Annotated in this window: 14 protein-coding genes and 1 tRNA gene; 3 read left to right on the top strand and 12 right to left on the bottom strand. The window is 73.8% G+C overall.

Annotation, left to right across the window (positions count from 1 at the left end; genetic code table 11):
• The first annotated feature begins 99 nt into the window (after positions 1–99).
• The gene (locus tag OG218_RS17230; protein WP_328294459.1) at positions 100–2802 is read left to right on the top strand and encodes a putative bifunctional diguanylate cyclase/phosphodiesterase; all 2703 of its coding nucleotides are present in this window, start codon (positions 100–102) and stop codon (positions 2800–2802) included.
• Positions 2803–2805: 3 nt separating this feature from the next.
• Here the strand turns inward: OG218_RS17230 and OG218_RS17225 are convergent, their stop codons facing one another.
• Positions 2806–3402: a DedA family protein gene (locus OG218_RS17225; protein ID WP_328294458.1), complete on the bottom strand. Its 597-nt coding sequence runs from the start codon at positions 3400–3402 to the stop codon at positions 2806–2808.
• 69 nt (positions 3403–3471) lie between these two features.
• Positions 3472–3548 (bottom strand) — tRNA-Thr (locus OG218_RS17220).
• Between the two features lie 230 nt (positions 3549–3778).
• Between OG218_RS17220 and OG218_RS17215 the strand changes: the two genes are divergently transcribed.
• Positions 3779–4156: a VOC family protein gene (locus OG218_RS17215; protein ID WP_328294457.1), complete on the top strand. Its 378-nt coding sequence runs from the start codon at positions 3779–3781 to the stop codon at positions 4154–4156.
• Here the strand turns inward: OG218_RS17215 and OG218_RS17210 are convergent.
• Genes OG218_RS17210 through OG218_RS17200 form a run of 3 tightly spaced genes read right to left on the bottom strand, consistent with a single transcriptional unit; the run spans position 4147 to position 6579 of the window.
• Positions 4147–4971 (bottom strand): alpha/beta fold hydrolase, encoded by an 825-nt coding sequence (locus OG218_RS17210; protein WP_328294456.1) that lies wholly within the window; start codon positions 4969–4971, stop codon positions 4147–4149. The genes OG218_RS17215 and OG218_RS17210 overlap by 10 nt on opposite strands.
• Before the next feature lie 22 nt (positions 4972–4993).
• Positions 4994–5917: an NAD(P)/FAD-dependent oxidoreductase gene (locus tag OG218_RS17205; RefSeq protein WP_328294455.1), complete on the bottom strand. Its 924-nt coding sequence runs from the start codon at positions 5915–5917 to the stop codon at positions 4994–4996.
• Positions 5914–6579, bottom strand: a complete 666-nt coding sequence (locus tag OG218_RS17200) for a class I SAM-dependent methyltransferase (protein WP_328294454.1) — start codon at positions 6577–6579, stop codon at positions 5914–5916. The genes OG218_RS17205 and OG218_RS17200 overlap by 4 nt, the downstream gene beginning before the upstream one ends.
• Positions 6580–6687: 108 nt before the next feature.
• Here OG218_RS17200 and OG218_RS17195 point away from each other — a divergent pair, with 108 nt between their 5' ends.
• Positions 6688–7260: a helix-turn-helix transcriptional regulator gene (locus OG218_RS17195; protein WP_328294453.1), complete on the top strand. Its 573-nt coding sequence runs from the start codon at positions 6688–6690 to the stop codon at positions 7258–7260.
• Positions 7261–7266: 6 nt separating this feature from the next.
• Here the strand turns inward: OG218_RS17195 and OG218_RS17190 are convergent, their stop codons facing one another.
• The 7 genes from OG218_RS17190 to OG218_RS17160 all read right to left on the bottom strand — a co-directional run bounded on the left by OG218_RS17190 (position 7267) and on the right by OG218_RS17160 (position 20494).
• On the bottom strand, positions 7267–8472 hold the full coding sequence (locus OG218_RS17190) for a sensor histidine kinase (RefSeq protein ID WP_328294452.1): 1206 nt from the start codon (positions 8470–8472) through the stop codon (positions 7267–7269).
• Positions 8473–8584: 112 nt separating this feature from the next.
• A complete protein-coding gene (locus tag OG218_RS17185; RefSeq protein ID WP_328294451.1) occupies positions 8585–10132 on the bottom strand; it encodes an alpha/beta hydrolase in 1548 nt (515 codons plus the stop codon).
• A gap of 29 nt (positions 10133–10161) precedes the next feature.
• Positions 10162–11322, bottom strand: coding sequence for a DNA polymerase III subunit delta' (locus OG218_RS17180; protein WP_328294450.1), 1161 nt, complete (start codon positions 11320–11322; stop codon positions 10162–10164).
• Positions 11319–13388 carry a dTMP kinase gene (gene tmk, locus OG218_RS17175; RefSeq protein WP_328294449.1) on the bottom strand — a complete coding sequence of 690 codons (2070 nt, stop codon included), beginning with the start codon at positions 13386–13388 and terminating at the stop codon, positions 11319–11321. The genes OG218_RS17180 and tmk overlap by 4 nt, the downstream gene beginning before the upstream one ends.
• A gap of 86 nt (positions 13389–13474) precedes the next feature.
• Entirely contained in the window at positions 13475–16315 is a 2841-nt protein-coding gene (gene topA / locus OG218_RS17170; RefSeq protein WP_328294448.1) for a type I DNA topoisomerase, read from the bottom strand.
• Positions 16316–16581: 266 nt separating this feature from the next.
• The gene (locus OG218_RS17165; protein ID WP_328294447.1) at positions 16582–18111 is read right to left on the bottom strand and encodes a DUF7059 domain-containing protein; all 1530 of its coding nucleotides are present in this window, start codon (positions 18109–18111) and stop codon (positions 16582–16584) included.
• Between the two features lie 25 nt (positions 18112–18136).
• Positions 18137–20494, bottom strand: coding sequence for a sodium-translocating pyrophosphatase (locus OG218_RS17160; protein WP_328294446.1), 2358 nt, complete (start codon positions 20492–20494; stop codon positions 18137–18139).
• Between the last annotated feature and the right edge of the window lie 158 nt (positions 20495–20652).

Below are 20652 nucleotides of genomic sequence, written 5' to 3'. Positions count from 1 at the left end.
AGAACCCGGATCCGTTGCGGTTCTAGGCAGGACGCAGCATCCGGGTGGTTTCGGCCGCCGATCCTCAGGTCGGTCGGCGGCCGGGTCGAGACGCCGGACGTGACCCCTCCGAGCCCGCGGCCGACGCCCCGCACGCCGTCGCACGGCACCCAGGGCACCCAGGGCCCGCGGCGGCGCCGATCGCTGCAGGCGATGCTGCTCACCCTGGTCCTCGTGCCCGTCGTCGGCCTCAGCACCGTCGGTGGCGTCGCCATCGACGACCGGCTCACCCGGGCCCGGGACGCCGAGACCGCGCTCTCGGAGGTCCGGGCGGCCATCGCCCTCGACGCGGTCCGCAGCGCCGTGGCCCAGGAGGTCCTCCCCGTCCTGGGGGAGGCGGCCCTGTCCCAGCCCCACGTCCTCGCCACCTTCGGGATCACCCCGACCCAGGCCGCGCTGCTCGACGACCGCAGCGGGCCGGTCCTCGACCGGACGACGAGCACGACCGCCACCGACACCGCCCTCGCCGCTGCCCTCGCCCTGCCCGCCACCGGGGCGCAGGCCCGCGAGACCGCGCTCGCCCTCCGCACCGCCCGCACCACGACCGCCGACGACGTCGCCACCGGGTTCCCGCTCTACGAGACCCTCCTCTCGACCCTCGGCGACGAGGTCGACCAGCACCTGCACGACGCCCGCGCCCTCGGGCTGGAGGGCGACGTCGCCACGGCCCTGCTGAGGCTGCAGCGGGTCTCACGCGCCGCGGCGCTCGCCAGCGACGAGATCTCCCTCTACCTCGGCGCCATCGCCCGGACCAGCACGGTCGAACGCACCGACTTCGTCCGCGTCTGGGGCGCCTACCAGCAGGCCGCGGAGGACGTGCGCGAGACCAGCGACGACCCCGCCCTGGTGCGGGCCTGGACCACGGCGGCCGGTTCCGAGGCGGCCCGCGAGGTCGACGCGCTCCTCACGGCCGTCGCCGTCACCGGGACCTCCCCCACGATGACCGACGTGGTGACCCTCGCGAGCGCGTCCGCCACCCGCAGCGCGGACCTGCGGGCGGTCCTGACCCGGGTCGCGGACGTCGTCGTCGCCCTGGCCCAGGAGCAGTCCACCGACGCCACCCGCCAGTACCACCAGCTGCTCCTGCTCTGCGGGTCGGTGACCGCGGTGACGCTGGCCGGGACGCTGCTCGTCCGCCGCGCCATCGCGGGCCCGCTGCGTCACCTCGCCGAGCAGTCCCGGGCGGTCGCCGCCGGCGAGCTCGTCGACGTCGTGGAGGCCGGTCCCGCGGAGGTCCGCGTCGTCGCCCAGGGCCTGGCCGCGGCCGTCGACAGCCTGCGCCGGGTCCGCGCCCAGGCCGCCGCGATCGCCGCCGGGGACCTCGACTGCGAGGTCGTGCGCACCCCCGTCCCCGGTCCGCTGGGGGAGTTCGTGCACGCCTCGGTGACCCAGGTCCTCGCCGCCTTCCACGAGCGCGAACAGCTGGAGGCCGACCTCGCCCACCGGGCCGCGCACGACGCCCTCACCGAACTGCCCAACCGCGCCCAGACCCTCGTCCTCACCGAACGCGCCCTGCACCGCGCGGCGCGCTCGCACGGTCGCGTCGGGCTGCTCTTCGTCGACCTCGACCACTTCAAGGCCGTCAACGACAGCTTCGGTCACGCCGCCGGCGACGAACTGCTGCGCACCGTCGCGCAGCGGATGCACGAGACCGTCCGCGGCGGCGACGTCGTGTGCCGCCTCGGGGGCGACGAGTTCGTCGTCCTCGTCGAGGGGGTCGAGGACGAGAAGGGCCTCGTCGACCTCGGCGAACGCCTCATCCGGGCCGTCAGCGCCCCCGTCGCGCTGAAGGGACTGCCGCAGGCCCAGCACGTCCGGGTCGGGGCCAGCGTCGGGGTCGCCGTCGGCGTGGCGGGTGCGCTGGACGCCACCCTCCTGCTGCGCGACGCCGACGCCGCGGCCTACCGGGCCAAGAACGCGGGTCGCGGGGTCGTCGAGGTCTTCGACGACGAGCTGCGGATCGAGATCTCGGCCCGCGCGGAACTCGAGAAGGCGTTGCGGACCGGTCTCGAGACCGGCGAACTCGTCCTCTACTACCAGCCGGTCCTGGACCTCGCCACGGGCCGGACCAAGAGCGTCGAGGCCCTCGTCCGCTGGCAGCGCCCCGGGCACGGCCTCGTCCCGCCCGACGCGTTCATCCCCGTCGCCGAGGCGTCCTCGCTCGTGTGCGACCTCGGTCGCTGGGCGCTGGCCGAGGCCACCCGGCAGCTGGTGCGCTGGGACGCCGAGGGCGGGCACCGCGCCGGGCTCGACGTCGCGGTCAACATCTCCGGGCGCCACCTGGCCCAGGCGCACCTGCTCGACGACGTCGCGGACGCCCTGAGCAGCAGCGGGATCCACCCGAACCGGTTGACGATCGAGATCACCGAGACCGTCCTCGTCGACGAACCGCAGGCGCTGGAACACCTCCGGTCGCTGCGCGAGATCGGCGTCCGGGTCGCCATCGACGACTTCGGCACCGGCTACACCTCGATCGGTCAGCTCTCCCGGCTGCCCGTGGACGTGCTGAAGATCGACCGCAGCTTCGTGTCCTCCCCCGAGGCCGGCCACGGCGACCTGGTGCGGCTGCTGATCAGCGCCGCCCACAGCTTCTCCCTCGGCGTGGTGGCCGAGGGCGTGGAGGAGGACGACCAGCTCAGCGCCCTGCTCGCCGCCAGCTGCGACGCGGCGCAGGGCTTCCTGTTCGCCCGTCCGGTACCGCCCTCGGAACTGCCCGACGCCGAGTGCGCGGTGCGCTCCTCCTCGGGCACGACCCGGGGGTGAGGGTCAGCCGGCGCGCCGCCGCCGGACGAGACCGACCACGGCCGAGGCCGCGACCCCGAAGGCGATCGCGACGAGGGCCCCGACCCACGGGCGGTCGCTGACGCTGCGCCCGGCGAGGCCGATCGCGCTGTAGGCGAGCGCCCAGCAGGCCACCGGGACGACGTTGGCGACGGCGAAGCGCACGACCGGGTACTCCGTCGCGGCGGCCGCGGCCATCACCGGGATCCGTGCGCCCGGCAGCAGCCGCGACGTCGTGAGCGTCCCCACGTCGTGACGCGCGAGGCGCTCCCCGAGGTCGTCGAGCCGGTCGTCCAGCCCGCCCGCGCGACGGTGCACCCACCGGCCCAGCCGGGTGTGGGACCCCTTGAGCAGCACCGCGTAGAGGACGAGGTCGCCCACGTAGGCGGCGGCTCCCCCGACGACGACGACCTCGCTCAGCGAGACCCAGGACCGGTGGTGGGCCAGCGCCGCCATCGCGCTCACCGCCGCTCCCGTCGGCAGGACCGGCAGCACCGCACCGACCACCACGGTCGCCAGGAGCACGCAGAGCGCCCAGAGCCAGTTGTCGGCGTGGGCGGCGGGGTCCAGGAGGTGGCTCACAGTGGGTTCAGGATCGCACCGCCCGGGAACGGGGAGAGGCCCGCCCCGCTGGTGCGGGACGGGCCTCCGTGGAGCCGCCTCGGGGAATCGAACCCCGGACCTACGCTTTACGAGAGCGTCGCTCTGGCCGACTGAGCTAAGGCGGCATCTTCCACTGCAGCGCCCTCACGGGCACGGTGAGTGAGCCTACAGGACTCCCCGGGTGCTCTTCACCTCCACCGCGTCTTCCATCACCGGCCCAGGCGCTGCTAACTTCCCGAGTGCGCCCTCAGGGCCCCGAGTCGCTGGGAGGTTCCGGTCCGACCCCGTCCGGGGGCGCGCGCACGAGCTCCTTCTCCGGCGACCCCGATCGCCGTGACCACCCGAGGAGCGCACCGTGCCCGCATCGTTCGACCACACCATCGTCGCCGCCCGCGACCGCCACGCGTCGGCGGCGTTCCTGCGCGACCTGATCGAACTGTCCGACGCCCCGAGCTGGGGGCCGTTCACCAACCTGCTGCTGCCCGACGGCGTGCTGCTCCAGTTCGCCGAACCGCCCGTCGAGGAGATCCAGCCGCAGCACTACGCGTTCCTCGTGGACGAGGAGCTGTTCGACCGCGCCCACACCCGCCTCCTCGCGCAGGGACGCGAGCACTGGGCCGATCCGCAGCGCACCCGGCCCGGCGAGACGAACACCGAGCACGGCGGTCGCGGGGTCTACTTCCTCGACCCCGCCGGGCACTACCTCGAACTGACGACGCGTCCCTACCTCTGAGCGACCCGTCGCAGGACGCCCCGCACCAGGTCCCGGACCAGGTCGGGGCGTTCCAGCGACGGCAGGTGCGCCGTCCCGGGGAGTTCCGCCCGCACGGCACCCGGGATCCGCGCGAGGAGCTCCTCGGTACGGGTCTGCAAGTAGCGAGCGTCGAGGTCGCCGCTCGCGAGCGTCACCGGGAGGTCGAGCTCGCCGAGGCGGGACCAGGCGTCGACGGCGGAACCGCCGTGCTCGGCGGCACCGGTCGCCAGGGCGGTCCGGGCCATGTCGAGGAACAGCCCGCGCGCCACCCCGCCGACGCGGCCGGGTGCGGCGAGCGGACCGTCGAGCCAGAGTTCGGCCTCGAACGCCGCCGCACGGTCGAGGTCACCGGCCACGACCGCCGCGTCCACCGCGGCGTCGAGTTCGAGCGTGCGGGGTTCCAGGTCCGCGACCGTCGGGGACGGGGCACCGCTCACCGCCGTCCCGAGCAGCAGCAGGCCGGCGATCCGGTCGGGGAACTCCAGCGCCGCGTCCAGCGCGAGGCCGCCGCCCATGGAGTTCCCGACGAGGACCACGGGTTCCGGCGAGGTGGCGTCGAGCAGGGCCCGGAGGTCCTCGAGGTGGCTGAACGCCGTGCCGCCCGGGGCGGACTCCCCGAAACCCCGCCGGTCCCAGGTCAGCGTCGCGGTCCCGTCGAGCACCACGTCCCGCCAACTGCGCCGGTCCGCGACCCCCGCGTGCAGGAACACCACGAGCGGCCCCGGACCGGGTCGGTGTTCGTAGGCCAGGGCCGCGTCGTCCACGTCGTCCCGTTCGATCCACTGCGTCTCCACCCGCCCACCCTCCCACCGGTGATCAGCGGGCGAGGACGGCGGCGCGCGCGTCCTCGGCGACGAGGTCGCCGTTGATCGCCGCGCCCGCGAGCACCCCGGAACCGCTGGCGGCCGCGACCATCGCGCCGAGGTCGGTGACGTTCCCGGCAGCCCAGACTCCGGGCACGTCGGTGACGCCGCCCATCCCCGTCCGGACGAACTCCCCCATCGGGTGCGCGGTGAGTTCCCCGCCGAGCTGGGCGAACAGGTCGCCCCGGGCGCGGAACCGGGGGGCGACGACGAGGGCCTGGACGGTCTCCGCCGTCTCCCCCAGGTCGAGGGTGAGGTTCTCGTCGGTCCCGGACACCCGGCGGACCTCACCGCGGACGACACGGACCCCGAGGCCCGCGAACTGCCGTCGGGTCTCCTCCGGCACGTCGTCCAGGGTGTGCTGGAACAACGTCACGTCGGGCGACAGCTGCCGGAACAGCAACGTCTGGTGCAGGCTGTTCGGGCCGCTGCCGAGGACCCCGATCCGCTGCCCGCGGACCTCCCAGCCGTGGCAGTACGGGCAGTGCAGGACGCTGCTGCCCCAGAACTCCCGCACCCCTGGGACGTCGGGGAGTTCGTCGACGAGCCCGGACGCCAGCAGCACCCGCCGGGCGCGCACGGTCGTCCCGCCGAGCAGGACGAGTTCGAACCGGTCGCCCTCGCGCCGGGCGACGACGACCCGGTCGTCGACGAACCGGACCCCGTACCCCTCGGCCTCCCGGCGGCCCTCGGCGAGCAGGTCGAGCGGGCGGACCCCCTCCCGGCCGAGGACGTTGTGGGCGTGGTCGGAGACGGCGTTGCGAGGTTCGCCGCCGTCGACCACGACGACCGAGCGCAACGACCGGGCCAACGCGATCGCGCCGGACGTCCCGGCCGCACCGGCCCCCACGACGACGACGTCGCACTCGAACCTCACCGGGCCACCTCCGCGATCCAGACGGTACGGGTGACGCGGGGGGCGAACTCGACCGGAACCCCCTGCAGGCTCATCCCGAAACCCGCTGAGAACCGGTCGAACCACAGCCGTGCGTAGCGGCGCGCCGTCGGGCCGTCGGGGGCGGTGGTGGTCAGGGACGTGCGGGTGACCGAGAACCCCGCGGCCTCCAGCACGGACTGCCACTCGGGGTAGTGGTTCCAGCCGGCCGCGACGGCGGCCGCGTGCGCCTGGTCCTCGAAGCCCGGGGCGGCCAGGAACCGCGGCAGGCCGTCGAGTTCCAGGACGACGAGCACCCCGCCGGGGGCGAGCGCCGCGCGCACCCCGGCCAGCAGGGCGGCCGGGTCGGCGACGTGGTGCAGCGACGAGGACGCCCACACCAGGTCCACCGGCCCCAGCGGCGGGAACCCCGCGTCGAGGTCGGCCTCGTGGACGTCGAAACCCTGCTGCCGGAGCCGCTGCGCCATCCCGGGGGAGTTGTCGACGGCGGTGAGGTGGGCGTCGGGGAAGCGGGACCGCAGCAGACGGGTGCCCGTCCCGGTCCCGGCGCCGAGGTCGACGACACGTCGCGGGGTCGTCATGGGGGCGAGGTCGAGGGCTTCGCCGAGCTGGGCGCCGAAGACCTCCGCGTCGAGGTCGAGCACCGACTCCTGCTCAGCGTGCCTGTGTTCGTGGCCGGTTCCGTGGGGTGCGTGGTGGTCCATGCCCTCCACGGTAGGCGGGTCCTGCGCTGAACGCATAGACTCTTGCGCATGGAGCAAGACATCGACGCGATCATCCGCGGGCGCATCCGCGGCCTGCGCCTGGCCAAGGGCTGGTCGCTCGACTCCCTCGCCGCCCGCTGCTTCATGAGCTCTTCGACGCTCAGCCGGATCGAGACCGGCCACCGCCGCATCGCCCTCGACCAGCTCGTCCCCCTGGCCCGGGCCCTGGACACCACCCTCGACGACCTCGTCGACACCACCGGCACCGACGACGTGGTCATCCGCGCCCTCCCCCAGCACCGCCCCGGGGTCACCACCTGGCTGCTGTCGAGGGAACGTGCCGTCGCCGGGGTGACGGTCGCGAAAGCCCGCATCAGCGCCGACCACGTCACCGTCGGCGAACCCCGGATCCACCCCGGCCGCGAGTGGTTCACCGTGCTCGCCGGGCGGGCCCGTCTGGAACTCGGCGACCGGACGTTCCTCGTGAACCCGGGCGAGGCCGCGGAGTTCGACACCATGACCCCGCACCGGATCGGCGTCGACCCCGGCGCCGGCGACCTGGAACTGCTGTCGATCTTCGACCGCGACGGCGAGCGGACCCACCTGCACACCGACGACTGACGAGCGCTACCGCGGCCAGGGCATCCGCGCGCAGACCTCGAAACCGGCGCCGAGCGGACCCGACCGCAACCGGCCGCCGACGAGCGCGACCCGTTCGGCGAGGCCGACGAGTCCGAAACCCGAGACGGGCGCCGCGCCGACGACGACGGGGACCGGGCCGGACCCCAGCGGCTGGTCCACCACCGAGACCAGCAGGGACCGCCCGCGTCGACCCTCCACCAGCACGCGCACGCGGTGCCCCGAGGCGTGCTTCCGGACGTTGGTCAGCGCCTCCTGCACGACGCGGAACGCCGTGCGGCCCAACGCCTCCGGCACGAGGGCGAGGTCCGGTACCCGGACGTCGAGGTCGACGGTGAACCCCAGCGAGCAGACCTCCGCGACGAGTTCCGGGAGGTCCGCCAGGGTCGGCTGCGGGCGCGGGACCGCCGCGGGTTCCACGCTCTGGCGCAGCACCCCGAGGATGTCGCGCAGGTCCTCCAGCGCGGCGTGCGCGGAACGCCGGATCGTCGCCGCCGAGTTCACCACCTCGGGATCGCCGGAACCCTCCAGCCGCAGTTCCAGCGCCCCGGCGTGCATGCTGACCAGCGAGATCCGGTGGGCCAGGACGTCGTGCATCTCGCGCGCGATGCGGGAGCGTTCGACCGTCCTGGCCTGCTCCGCGCGCAGTTCCTGCTCCGCCCGGGCGCGGACGGCCTGCTCGCGCCAGGACGCGGCCAGTTCCCGCCGGCTGCGGACGTACATCCCCCAGGCCAGCACCGGCAGCAGGACCCCGACCTGGCTGAGCACCAGCAGCCACCAGGCCAGGTCGGGGTCCGGCCACAGCGCCGACTGGGTCAGCCCGGCCGCCGCCGACGCCGCCGTGACGGTGGCCGCGGTCGGCCAGCGGCGACGGACGGCCACCGAGAACACCGCCACCACCGAGGCGACCGCGACGGCCAGCGAGAGCACCGAGGCGAGGACGAGCACGCCGGCGACCAGCACCGGCCGGCGGCGGCGCAGGAACAGCAACGGCGTGCAGACGAGGCCGAGCAGCGCGTCGAGGGCGATCCAGCCGTCGGCCCGCTGCCCCGGGGTCTCGTCCAGACCGACCCCGATGAGCGCGGCTCCGAGGCTCCAGCAGACCAGGACGACGAGCACGTCACCGGTGATCCGCAGCGCGCGCCCCCAGCGTCCCGGGACGCCGAACCCGGCGGAGAGGTTCGCTGCGGTCACCTCGTCACCGTAGGTGTCCACCGGCGCGGTGTCGTGGGCCGAACGTCGCGGCCGATCGCGCCGCGGGTCGTAGCCGCCGCGCAGTCGGGGTCGAGGTCGGGGCGAGGTCCGGTCAGGAGCAGGTCGTGCCCTCGTCCGGCTGGACACCGGACACGACGTAGGTGTCGACGGCGGCGTCGATGCACTTCGACCCCATGCCGTAGGCGGTGTGCCCGTCACCGTCGTAGGTCAGCAGCCTCCCCGAGGACAGTTCACCCGCGACGTTCTGCGCCCACCGGTACGGCGTGGCCGGATCCCGCGTGGTGCCGACGACGAGGATCGGACCGGCCCCCTCCGCGTGCAGCGGACGGGCCTCCCCCACGGGGGCGATGGGCCAGTTCGTGCAGGCCAGACCGCCCCAGGCCAGGAACGGCCCGAACGTCGGCGACGTCGCCGCGAACTGCGCCGCGGTCGCCTCGACCTGCGGCAGCGTCTCGGCGTCGTCGCGGTCCAGGCAGTTCACGGCGTAGATGACCGTGCTGGAGTTGTCGAGGTAGGCGCCGTTCGCGCCGCGGTGGGCGTAGGCGTCGGCGAGGGTCAGCAGCGCCGTCCCGTCCCCCGCGAACGCGCTCTTCAGCGCGGCCGACAGCTGCGGCCACAACGACTCCGCGTAGAGCGGGTAGGCGACGCCGAGGTAGCCGAGCCCCTGCACCAGGTCCCGCTTGGAGCTCGTCGGCAGGGGCTTCGCGTCGAGGGCGTCGAGGAACGCGCGGACCTGCGCGACGCCGTCGTCGACGCTGCCGGTCAGCGGGCAGTCGTCGCCGCCCTGGCACCCCTGCACGTAGGAGCGCAACGCCACCTCGAACCCGGCGGCCTGTCCCTCGTTGACCTGCACGCTGCTCAGCGCGGGGTCGAGGACACCGTCGAGCACGAACCGGCCGACGCGCTGCGGGAACAGCTCGGCGTACCAGTCGCCGAGGTAGGTGCCGTAGGACTTGCCGAGGTAGTTCAGCTTGGCGTCCCCGAGGGCGGCGCGCAGGACGTCCATGTCCCTCGCCGCGGAGCGGGTGTCGACGTGCGCGGCGAGTTCCCCCGCGGCCGCGCACCCCGCGCCCAGCGCGGTCGTCTGCTCGCCCAGCGCGGCCACCTCGCTCGGGTCGTCCGGGGTGGGATCGGTGGCGAGGAACCGGTCGATCGCGCTGTCGGGCAGGCACTTCAGGGGCGCCGACGTCCCCACCCCGCGGGGGTCGAAGCCGACGACGTCGAAGTGGTTCCGGATGGCGTCGGAGGTGACGTTCTCAGCCGCACGGGCGTACTCGATGCCGGAGGCGCCCGGCCCGCCCGGGTTCAGGACGAGCGAACCCAGCCGGTCGTCACCCTTGGCCGCCGTCCGCAACCGCACGACGGCCAGCGAGATCGTGGCGCCCTGCGGGGCGGCGTAGTCGAGCGGGACGGTCAGCTGCGAGCACTGGAACCCGCCGGAGCAGTCGGCCCACTGCAGGTCCTGGTCGTAGAAGGCCGCCAGCGACGGGTCGGTCGCGGGTTCGCTCGCGACGCTGGACGCCGTGCCCACCGGGGAGGGTTGCGGGTCGGAGCCGCCGAAGGCCGAGCACCCGGCCAGCAGGACGACGGCGAGGGGCACCGCGGCCCGGCGCGGCAGAACTCCTCGGGTGCTGCGCATGGTGTTCCCACCGTACGGGACGTACCGGGTCAGCGGTTCGGTGCCCGCAGGCTCAGCGCCAGCGCCTCGATCGCCAGCAGCGGGGCGACGTTCTGCGCCAGCCGCTCGCGCGCGAGCTGCACCGCGTCGGTCCGGCGGAGGGTGTCCTCGGGGGTCGAGCCTTCGGCCATCGAGCGGATCTCGCCGGTCATGTCGGAGTTCACCAGGTCCACCGGGGCCCCGAGCTGCACGACGAGGACGTCGCGCAGCAGGCCGAGCAGGTCGACGAGCGAGCGGTCGAGGACGTCGGTCTGGTGCCGGCGCGCCCGCCGCTTCTGGTCCTCCTCGAGCTGGCGGACCTGGGCCCGCACGGCCGGGGGGACGGTCGCGACGCCGTCGGCGCCCAGGGCCCGCAGCAGGTTCGCCTTCTCCTGGGCGTCGCGTTCGGTGGTCGAGGAGCCGGCCTCCTCGGCCGCGACCTCGACGAGCTCCCCGGCCGCGACGACGGCGTCGCCGACCCCGCGCAGCCGCTGCGGCAACCGCAGGACCTCGCGCCGCCGGATGCGGGCGCCCTCGTCACGGGCCAGGCGCCGGGCCAGACCGACGTGGCTCTGCGCGGCGCGGGCCGCGAAGGCGGCCATCACGGGGTCGATCCCGTCCCGGCGCACCAGCAGCTCCGCGACGGCGTCCGCGGGCGGGATCCGCAGCGGCACGTGCCGCGAGCGCGAGCGGATCGTCGGCAGCACGTCGTCGACGGCCGGCGCGCAGAGCAGCCACACCGTCTGCGGCGGCGGTTCCTCGATGGTCTTGAGCAGGACGTTGCCGGAGGTCTCGTTGAGCCGGTCGGCGTCCTCGATGACGATGACCCGCCAGCGCCCCACCGACGGACGGCGCTGGGCGGTCTGGATCAGCGGTTCGACGTTCTCGCGGCGGATCCAGGTGTGCTCGGTCGTGAAGACCGTGACGCTGGCGTGCGACCCGGCCAGCGCCGTCCGGCAGCCGCTGCACACCCCGCAGCCGATCTCGACCGGGTCCTCGCACTCCAGCGCCGCCGCGAAGGCGCGCGCCGCGGTGGACCGCCCCGACCCCGGCGGGCCGGTGAGCAGCCAGGCGTGGGTCATCCCGTTGGTCCCGCGCCGGGCCGCGAGCGCCGCCCGGGCGAGGACCTCGACGGCCGGGCCCTGCCCGACGACGTCGTCCCAGACGCTCACCGCGCGGCCACCCTGGCCGGTGCGGGCAGCCGGGTCGCGAGGTGGGTGCGCAGCTTCTCCTGCACGGCCCCGGGCGAGGCGGTCGCGTCGAGCACGAGGTAGCGCCCGGGGTCGCGGGCGGCCAGCAGCAGGAACTGCTCGCGCACCCGGGCGTGGAAGGCCTGCGACTCCGCTTCCATCCGGTCGTCGGCGGCGCGCCCGGCCCGGCGGGCGGCGGCGGTGACCGGGTCGACGTCGAGGACGACGGTGAGGTCGGGCAGCAGGCCCTCGGTGGCCCAGCCCGACAGCCGCTCGACCTCGTGGGCGGGCAGGTCGCGACCCGCGCCCTGGTAGGCGAGGGAGGAGTCGACGTAGCGGTCGCTCAGCACGACGGCCCCGCGGGCCAGCCCGGGCCGGACGACCTCCGCGACGTGCTGGGCGCGGTCGGCGGCGAAGAGCAGGGCCTCGGCGCGCGGGCTCAGCGGCTGCTCGTCCCCGCGGTGGCTGAGCAGGACCTCGCGCAGCTCCCGACCGGTCGCCGTGCCGCCGGGTTCGCGGGTGATCACGACCTCGTGACCGAGGCCCTCCAACCACTCGGCGAGCAACCTCGCCTGGGTCGTCTTGCCCGACCCGTCACCGCCCTCGAAGGCGACGAAGCACCCGGCACCGGTGCGCGCCGCGCGGGCGGGGGCGTCGAGGGCGGGCGTCTCCCCGTGCCGGAAGGCGTCGAGGAGGTCGGCCCAGAGGCTGGTGCCGCGCCGGTCGTCCATCTGGCGCAGCGAGACGAACCCGGCGATCCCGGTGATCACGCCGGCGACGGCCATCGCGAGGGAGGCGCCCGAGTACGTCACCGACCAGTGCGCGCTGGGAGCGATCGTGCGGTCGCCGAGGAAGCGCGCCACCCACGGGGCGACGAGCATGACGGCGATGATCACGACGCGGGTGCTGGAGCCGACGAAGGAGAACGTCCGGCCGCGGACGTCGTCGTCGACCTCGAGGCCGAGCAACGTGTACGCCGAGACGTAGGCGAGCCCGGTGAACAGCCCCAGCGCGACGACGAAGAGGGAGGCGACGACGATGTTGCCGACCAGCGCGACGAGCACGAGGGCGACCCCGGCCGCGGAGAGCGCGAGCCCGAAGGTGCGCCGGCGGCTCAGCCCGGACAGCCATCGTGGCCCCTGCCAGACCCCGAGCGCGACCCCGGCGAAGACGGCCATCACCACGACGCCGTAGCCCGGGTCACCCGCGCCGAGGCCGGTCACGAAGGCACGGCCGAGCCCGAGCACGACCCCGCCGGCACCGAAGGCGACGAGCATCCCGAAGACGAGGCCGCGCAGCAGCGGGGACCCCCCGACGAACTTCCAGCCCTCGACGATGTCGCGGCCCAGCGTCGGGGCGAGCCCGCCCTCGCGCGGACGCGGCGGGCGCGGCGGGATGTCCAGGCGCCAGATGACCACCGCGGCGATGAGGAAGGTGAACGCGTTGACGTACATCGCGAGGTTGGACTGGTTGCCCGCGAGGAAGGGCAGGGCGTTGTCCAGGACCCCGGTGAGCAGGGTCAGCAGGATGAAGGCGAGCCCGGCGACCGGGGCGGAGCCGTAGGTCGCGACGAGGCTGATCTGGTTGGCGACCTCGAGGCGTTCCTTCGGCACCAGGTTCGGCACCGTCGCGTCCTTGGCCGGACCCCAGAACAGCGTGACCAGCTCGATGAGCAGCGTCGCGACGAAGAGCCAGGTGAGGCTGCCCACGATGGGGATGGAGATGAAGAGCCCGAAGCGCAGCACGTCACCGACGACCATCGTCGCCCGCCGGTCCAGGCGGTCCGCCAACGCTCCGGCCAGCGGCCCGAGGAGGGCGGCCGGGGCCAGCTGGAGGATGAAGACCGTCGAGACGGCGACGCTGGTCTGGGTCGAGTTCCCCACCGTCAGCCCGGCGGCCGTGCCCAGCTTGGCCAGCATGCCCAGCCAGTCGCCGAAGCTGGAGAGCATGAGCGAGAGCCACATGCGGCGGAAGTCGGGGTACTGACGCAGCAACGCCCGGACGTCGTGGTTCGGAACCGCCGTGTCGGGCGCCGCGGTCTCAGTCACGTCGTCAGGGTAGATGCCCCGTCCGACACCCCCCGCCCTCCGCCCGTGATCCCGCTGGGACTCCCAGCGGGATCACGGATGAGGGGTCAGGCGTCGGAGGCGACGGTCGTCTTCGCGGCAGTCTTCTTGGCCGCCGTCTTCTTGACCGCGGTCTTCTTCGCAGCCGTCTTCTTGGCCGCCGTCTTGCGCGCGGTCTTCTTGACCGGCCCCTTGGCCCGCTTCTCGGCGAGCAGCTCGGCGGCGCGTTCCAGCGTCACCGTCTCGGGGTCGTCGTCCTTGCGCAGGGTGGCGTTGGTGGTGCCGTCCGTCGCGTACGGGCCGAAGCGGCCGTCCTTGATCACGATGGGCTGACCGGACTCGGGGTCCGCACCGAGCTCCTTGAGCGGGGGCTTGGCGACCTGGCCGCGGCGCATCTTCGGCTGGGCGTAGATCGCGAGGACCTCGGGCAGGGTGATCGAGAAGATCTGGTCCTCGGACTCCAGCGAGCGGGAGTCCGTGCCCTTCTTCAGGTACGGACCGTAGCGGCCGTTCTGCGCGGTGATCTCGTCGCCGGACTCGGGGTCGGCGCCGACGACGCGCGGCAGCGACAGCAGCTGCAGGGCCTGCTCGAGGGTGACGGACTCCACCGACATGTCCTTGAACAGCGACCCCGTGCGCGGCTTCGCCTTCACGGCCTTCTTCGCCGCTCGCTTCTTCGGCGCCCCCTCGACCGGCGGTTCCGGCGCGGGTTCGTCCTCGACGAGCTCGGTGACGTAGGGGCCGTAGCGGCCGACGCGGGCCACGATCGTGCGCCCCGACTCCGGGTCCTGCCCCAGGACGTTGTCGCCCTCGGACTGCGTCGTGAGCAGCTCGTAGGCCTTGTCGACGGTCATCTCGTCGGGCGCGATGTCCTCGGGGACGGAGGCCTTGAGCAGCTCACCGGTCTCGCGGTCCGGGCCCTCCAGGTAGGGGCCGTAGCGCCCGACCCGCAGGACGATGCCCTCACCGATGGGGATCGTCGAGATCTCGCGGGCGTCGATCGCCCCGAGGTCGTCGGCGAGGCCCTTGATGCCGTTGAGTGCGGTCGCGCCGCCGCTGGACCCGTCCGGGTTCGGCGGGGTCGCGACGACGCCGCCGGCCGGGCCGTCGGCGCCGAAGTAGAACTTCGTCAGCCAGTCGACGCGTTCGGCCTCACCGCGCGAGATCGCGTCGAGGTCGTTCTCCATCTCGGCCGTGAAGTCGTAGTCGACGAGCTTGGGGAAGTGCTCCTCGAGCAGGCGCGTCACCGCGAACGCCAGCCACATCGGCACCAGGGCGTTGCCCTTGTACTGCACGTAGCCGCGGTCGACGATGGTCGAGATGATCGAGGCGAAGGTCGAGGGACGCCCGATCCCCTTCTCCTCCAGCGCCTTCACCAGGCTCGCCTCGGTGTAGCGGGCGGGCGGGGAGGTCTCGTGCCCGGCGGTCGCGAGGTCGGAGGCGCGCAGGGCGTCCCCCGCGCTGACCTGGGGCAGGCGACGGTCGTCGTCGCCGCTGTCGGTCTCGGCGTCGCGGGTCTGGTCGCGACCCTCCTCGTAGGCGGCGAGGAAACCGCGGAAGGTGATGATCGTGCCCGAGGCGGAGAACTCGGCGTCGCGACCGTCGGCCGTGGTCGCCCCGAGGCGGACGGTCGCGGTGGTGCCGCGGGCGTCCTGCATCTGCGACGCGACGGTGCGCTTCCAGATCAGGTCGTACATCCGGAAGTCGTCGCCGCGCAGTTCACCGGAGACCTGCGCGGGGGTGCGGAACGTCTCCCCCGCGGGACGGATGGCCTCGTGGCCCTCCTGCGCGTTCTTCGACTTCGACGCGTACGCGCGCGGCTGCTCCGGCACGTACTCGTTGCCGTAGAGCTCCCGCGCCTGCGCCCGGGCCGCCGACAGCGCCTGCGAGGACAGCTGGATGGAGTCGGTACGCATGTAGGTGATGTAGCCGCGCTCGTAGAGGCCCTGCGCGGTGCGCATGGCCTGACGGGCGTTGAGACGCAGCTTGCGCGACGCCTCCTGCTGCAGCGTGGAGGTGATGAACGGTGCCGCCGGACGACGGGTGTACGGCTTCTCCTCCACCCCGCGCACGGCGAAGCTCGCGGCGGCGAGACCGTCGACGAGGGCCTGGGCGGCGGGGACGTCGAGGTGCGCGACGTTCTGGCTCTTGAGCCGGCCGTCGTCGCCGAAGTCGCGGCCGGTGGCCACGCGCTTGCCGTCGAGGCTGGACAGGCGGGCCCCGAACGCTCCGTCGTCGGCCGTGAAGGTACCGGTGACGTCGGCGTAGCTCGCGGCGACGAACGCCATCCGCTCGCGTTCGCGCTCGACGCAGAGGCGGGTCGCGACGGACTGGACGCGGCCGGCGGAGAGCCCCGCGCGAACCTTGCGCCACAGCACGGGCGAGAGCTCGTAGCCGTAGAGGCGGTCGAGGATGCGGCGGGTCTCCTGCGCGTCGACCATGCGGTCGTCGATGTCGCGCAGCTCGCCGACGGCCTGCTGGATCGCCTCGCGGGTGATCTCGCCGAAGACCATGCGGCGGTAGGGGACGCGCGGTTCGAGAGCCTGCACGAGGTGCCAGGCGATGGCCTCGCCCTCGCGGTCGCGGTCGGTGGCGAGGATGAGCTCGTCGGCGTCCTTGAGGGCGCGCTTGAGCTCGTTGACCTTCTTCTTCTTGTCGTCGTCGACGACGTAGTACGGCTCGAAGCCGTGGTCGACGTCGACCGCGAACTTCCCGTACGGGCCCTTCTTGACGTCGTCGGGCAGCTGGGAGGGCTGAGGGAGGTCGCGGATGTGGCCGTAGCTGGCCTCCACCTGGTAACCCGGCCCGAGGTACGTCGAGATCTTGTCGATCTTGCTCGGCGACTCGACGATCACCAGTCGGCGCAGTCCGTCGCCGGACGCTCGCGTTCCCTGGGGCTTGCCCGCCACTGGTCCTGCCTCTCACCTTCGACTTCTCGTCCACCCTGCTCGGGTGTCGGGCGCGGCCCACCGGGCCGTCACACCCTGTGCACTCTCGCACGCCGTGCTGCCACTCCGTGCATCGAACGAGCGCGCTGACAATGTCGCACGCCGCCTCGCGTCCCCCGCAACCGGCGCTCGTCCCGCGCCCTCCGGGGGTGGGTCGTGGACTCCACGCGCCGCTAGGTTCGCTGCGTCGAGTCCACGACCCGAACCCGACCCGGCCCCCGAGCGCCTCAGGGGAGCAGCAGGATCCCGTCGGCGATCAGGTCGCGGACCCGGGGGTAGAGGCGGGTGCGGACCTCGCCGACCGCCTCCTCCCCCAGCACGGCGAGCCCGGCGGTGATCTGGCCCACGGTCAGCTCCCCGTCGCAGGCCCCGACGAGTCCCGCGAGGTCGCCGTCGACCTGAGCGACGTGGCGCAGTCCGCCGCCCTGGCGCAGCAGCACGATCCGCGGGTCCGGGTCCCCCGGGGTGTGGAAGCGCTCGTCGGTGACGTCGGGCGCGACCTGGAGGGTGAGGTCACCGAGGTCGTCCGGGTCGGCGAGCCCGGCGAGACGGTCGTGCACGGCCAGCCCGGCGGCGAACACCTCCCCCAGCGGGTCGGAGAGCGTCGCGAAGTTCTCCTCGAAGCGGCGCAGAGGGGCCCCGGAGCGCAGCGGCCGGCGCAGCGTCAGCACCCCGAACCCGACCCCGGTGACCCCGCGGGCGGCGAAGTCGTCGAGCCAGGCCGTGTACAGCTCGTCGAAGCGGGGCCCGGACTTCTGGCCGCCGTCGCGGATCCACGTCTCGGCGTACAGCGCCGGGTCGGCGACCTCGCGCTGGACGACCCAGGCGTCCAGCCCGGTCCCCGCCAGCCACTCCTCCAGGCGCTGGGACCAGTTCTGCCCCTCGTGCAGTTCCCAGTTGCCCAGCAGCTGCGCGACGCCGCCCGGCGCGAGCATCTCGCCCACGCCGCCGACGAGGCGCTGCACGAGGGAGTCGCCCGGCATCCCGCCGTCGCGGTACTCGTAGGTCGGGACCGCGTCGGTGCGCGGGGTGATGACGAACGGCGGGTTGGAGACGACGAGGTCGAAGCGTTCCCCCGCCTCGACGGGGTCGAAGAGCGAGCCCTGGCGCAGGTCGAGGGCGACCTCGTTGAGCGCGGCGTTGACGGCGGCGAGGTCGAGCGCACGCTCGGAGGTGTCGGTGGCGGTGACCCGGCGGGAGTGCCGGGAGGCGTGCAGCGCCTGGATGCCGCAGCCGGTGCCGAGGTCGAGGACGCGCTCGACCGGGGTGCGGATCGTCGCCGAGGCCAGGGTCAGCGACGCGCCGCCGACGCCCAGGACGTGGTCGGCGGACAGCGCCTCCCCCGTCGCGAGTTCGCCGAGGTCGCTGACCAGCCACCAGTGGGCGGTCCCGGCGGCGTCGTCGACGGAGTACGGCCGGAGGTCGACGAGGGGTTTCACCTCGTCCTCGGGGGCCGACCCGGCGGCCCGGACCAGCCCGAGCCGTTCGGCCCCGGCGGTCCCGGTCCGCGGCAGCGCGGCGTCCAGGGCGGCCCGGGTCACGGCCCGCCCGAGGGTCGTGACGCGCAGCAGGACGGCCGCGGGATCGCTGGACCCCTCCGTGGCCCGCAGCGCGGGCAGCGACTGCTCCCGGTCCAGCGCCGCCGAGGCGACGTCGCCGACGAGCGCACCGACCCCGTCCACGGTGTAGTTCGCGGCCTGCAGGTCCGCCCGCAGGTCGGCGACGAGGACGCGGGGGTCGGTGCTGGGAGTGCTCACGTCGGGCGAGTCTGCCGCACCCGCCTCACGGCAGGCGTTCGACGTTCTCCTGGGTGCGCAGGTCCAGGTCCGCCGCGGACGGGGTGGGCGAGGTGGGAGCCGCCATGTCGACCTGCCGGAGCTTGCTGACGGCGACCGCGACGACGATGATCACCGTCGCCACGACCGCGATCCCGTAGCGCAGCCACGCGTTCGCGTCGGCCCCGATGGACAACGTCACGACGGCCGGGGCGATGAGCAGGGCGACGAGGTTCATCACCTTGATGAGCGGGTTGATCGAGGGCCCGGCGGTGTCCTTGAACGGGTCACCGACGGTGTCGCCGATGACGGTCGCCTCGTGCGCCGCGGAACCCTTCCCGCCGTGCAACCCGTCCTCGACGAGCTTCTTGGCGTTGTCCCAGGCCCCACCGGAGTTCGCGAGGAAGACCGCCATCAGCACGCCCGCCCCGATCGCGCCGCCGAGGAAACCGGCCAGCGGGGCGACCCCGAGTCCGAAGCCGACGGCGATGGGGGCGAAGGCGGCGAGCAGGCCCGGCGTCGCGAGCTCGCGCAGGGCGTCGCGGGTGCAGAGGTCCACGACCCGGCCGTGGTCGGGCTTCTCCGTCCCGTCCATGATCCCGGGGTGCTCGGCGAACTGCCGCCGGACCTCGAGGACGACCGCCCCGGCGGAGCGGCCGACGGCGTTGATGGCCAGACCCGCGAAGAGGAACACCACGGCCGCGCCGAGCAGGACCCCGACCAGCGTCGTCGGCGTGGAGACGCTGAAGTCGCCGATGGTGCGCTGCAGGTACTGCGACGGGGTCTCGATCGCGACCGCGACCTCGTTGATCCGGGTGAGGACGGCGTCCTGGTAGGAGCCGAACAGCGCCGTCGCGGCGAGCACCGCGGTCGCGATGGCGATCCCCTTAGTGACCGCCTTGGTGGTGTTGCCGACGGCGTCGAGCTCGGTGAGGACCGCGGCCCCCGCCTCGTCGACGTCCCCGCTCATCTCGGCGATGCCCTGGGCGTTGTCGCTGACCGGCCCGAAGGTGTCCATCGCGACGATGACCCCCACGGTCGTCAGCAACCCGCACCCGGCCAGCGCCACCAGGAACATCGCCAGCGCGAGGACCCCGCCGGCGAGGACGAAGGCGAAGAACACCGCTCCGGCGATGACGAGGGTCGTGTAGACGGCGGACTCCAGTCCGAGACCGATCCCGGAGAGCAGGACGGTCGCCGCGCCCGTCGTCGACGCGTTCGCGACGTCGCGCGTGGGCTTCGACTCGGTGCCGGTGTAGTGGCCGGTGAGGAAGAGGATGAGGACCGCGAGCAGGATCCCCAGCAGCACCGCCGCGGAGGCGATGAGCCGGGGGTCGCCGTTGAGGCCCGCGACGCTGGGGTCGGCGCCGGCGAACCCGGAGAAGCGGGAGGGGAGGTAGGCGTAGCAGGCGACCGCGGAACCGAGCAGGGCGATGCCCGCGGAGAGGTAGAAGCCGTTCTGGATGGAGGTGAGCCCGCTGACCCCGGGCCGGGCCCGGACCAGGACGACCCCCAGCGCCGCCGTGATGGCCCCGATGGCCGGGATGAGCAGCGGCAGGACGAGTCCGTCCTCCCCGACGGCGGTGCTGCCGAGGATGACCGCGGCGACGATCGTGACGGCGTAGGACTCGAAGAGGTCGGCCGCCATGCCGGCGCAGTCGCCCACGTTGTCGCCCACGTTGTCGGCGATGGTGGCCGGGTTGCGCGGGTCGTCCTCGGGGATGCCCTTCTCGATCTTCCCGACGAGGTCGGCCCCGACGTCGGCGGCCTTGGTGAAGATGCCGCCGCCGACGCGCATGAACATCGCCAGCAGCGCGGCGCCGAAACCGAAACCCTCCAGGACGGTGGGGGCGTCGGGGCCGAAGGCGAGGACGGCGATCGACGCGCCCAGCAGACCCAGCCCGACCGTCGTCATCCCGACGACACCGCCGGTGCGGAACGCGATCCGCATGCCGGTCTCCCGGCCCCCGACGCCCTGGCGGGCCGCGGCCGCGACGCGCACGTTGGCGCGCACCGCGAGCGACATCCCGAGGTAGCCGATGGCCGCCGAGAACACCGCGCCCAGCACGAAGGCGCCACTGCGGGCGATGCGCAGGTCCCAGCCGTCGGCGGGCAGCGCCAGCAGCAGGAGCAGCACGGCCACGGCGAACCAGACCAGCGTGCGGAACTGCCGCCGCAGGTAGGCCGCAGCGCCGTTCTGCACGGCACCGGCGATCTCCTGCATGCGTTCGGTGCCCTCGCCGGCCTCCAGCACCTGTCGTCGGAAGACCCAGGCGGCGACCAGCGACAGGACAGCGACGACCGCGACGGCGATCGCGATGCTCTGCGCGGAACTCGACAGGTTCACGGGCACGGTGGGGGGCATCCGTCCTCCTCGACGTGTGATGACCTTGACACGCAGCGTAGGGCTGCACCGCCGAGAGTGCTACACCGTGCGATCGCCGATGATCACGGCGTTGTCGGGAGGCGTGCGGTTCGGGTGTGAGGTCACCGCGCGCACGAGGGCACGGCGAGAGGGACGAC

It is taken from the genome of Kineococcus sp. NBC_00420 (assembly GCF_036021035.1).
GTDB lineage: Bacteria > Actinomycetota > Actinomycetes > Actinomycetales > Kineococcaceae > Kineococcus.
This window is presented reverse-complemented; position numbering and strand designations above follow the sequence as displayed.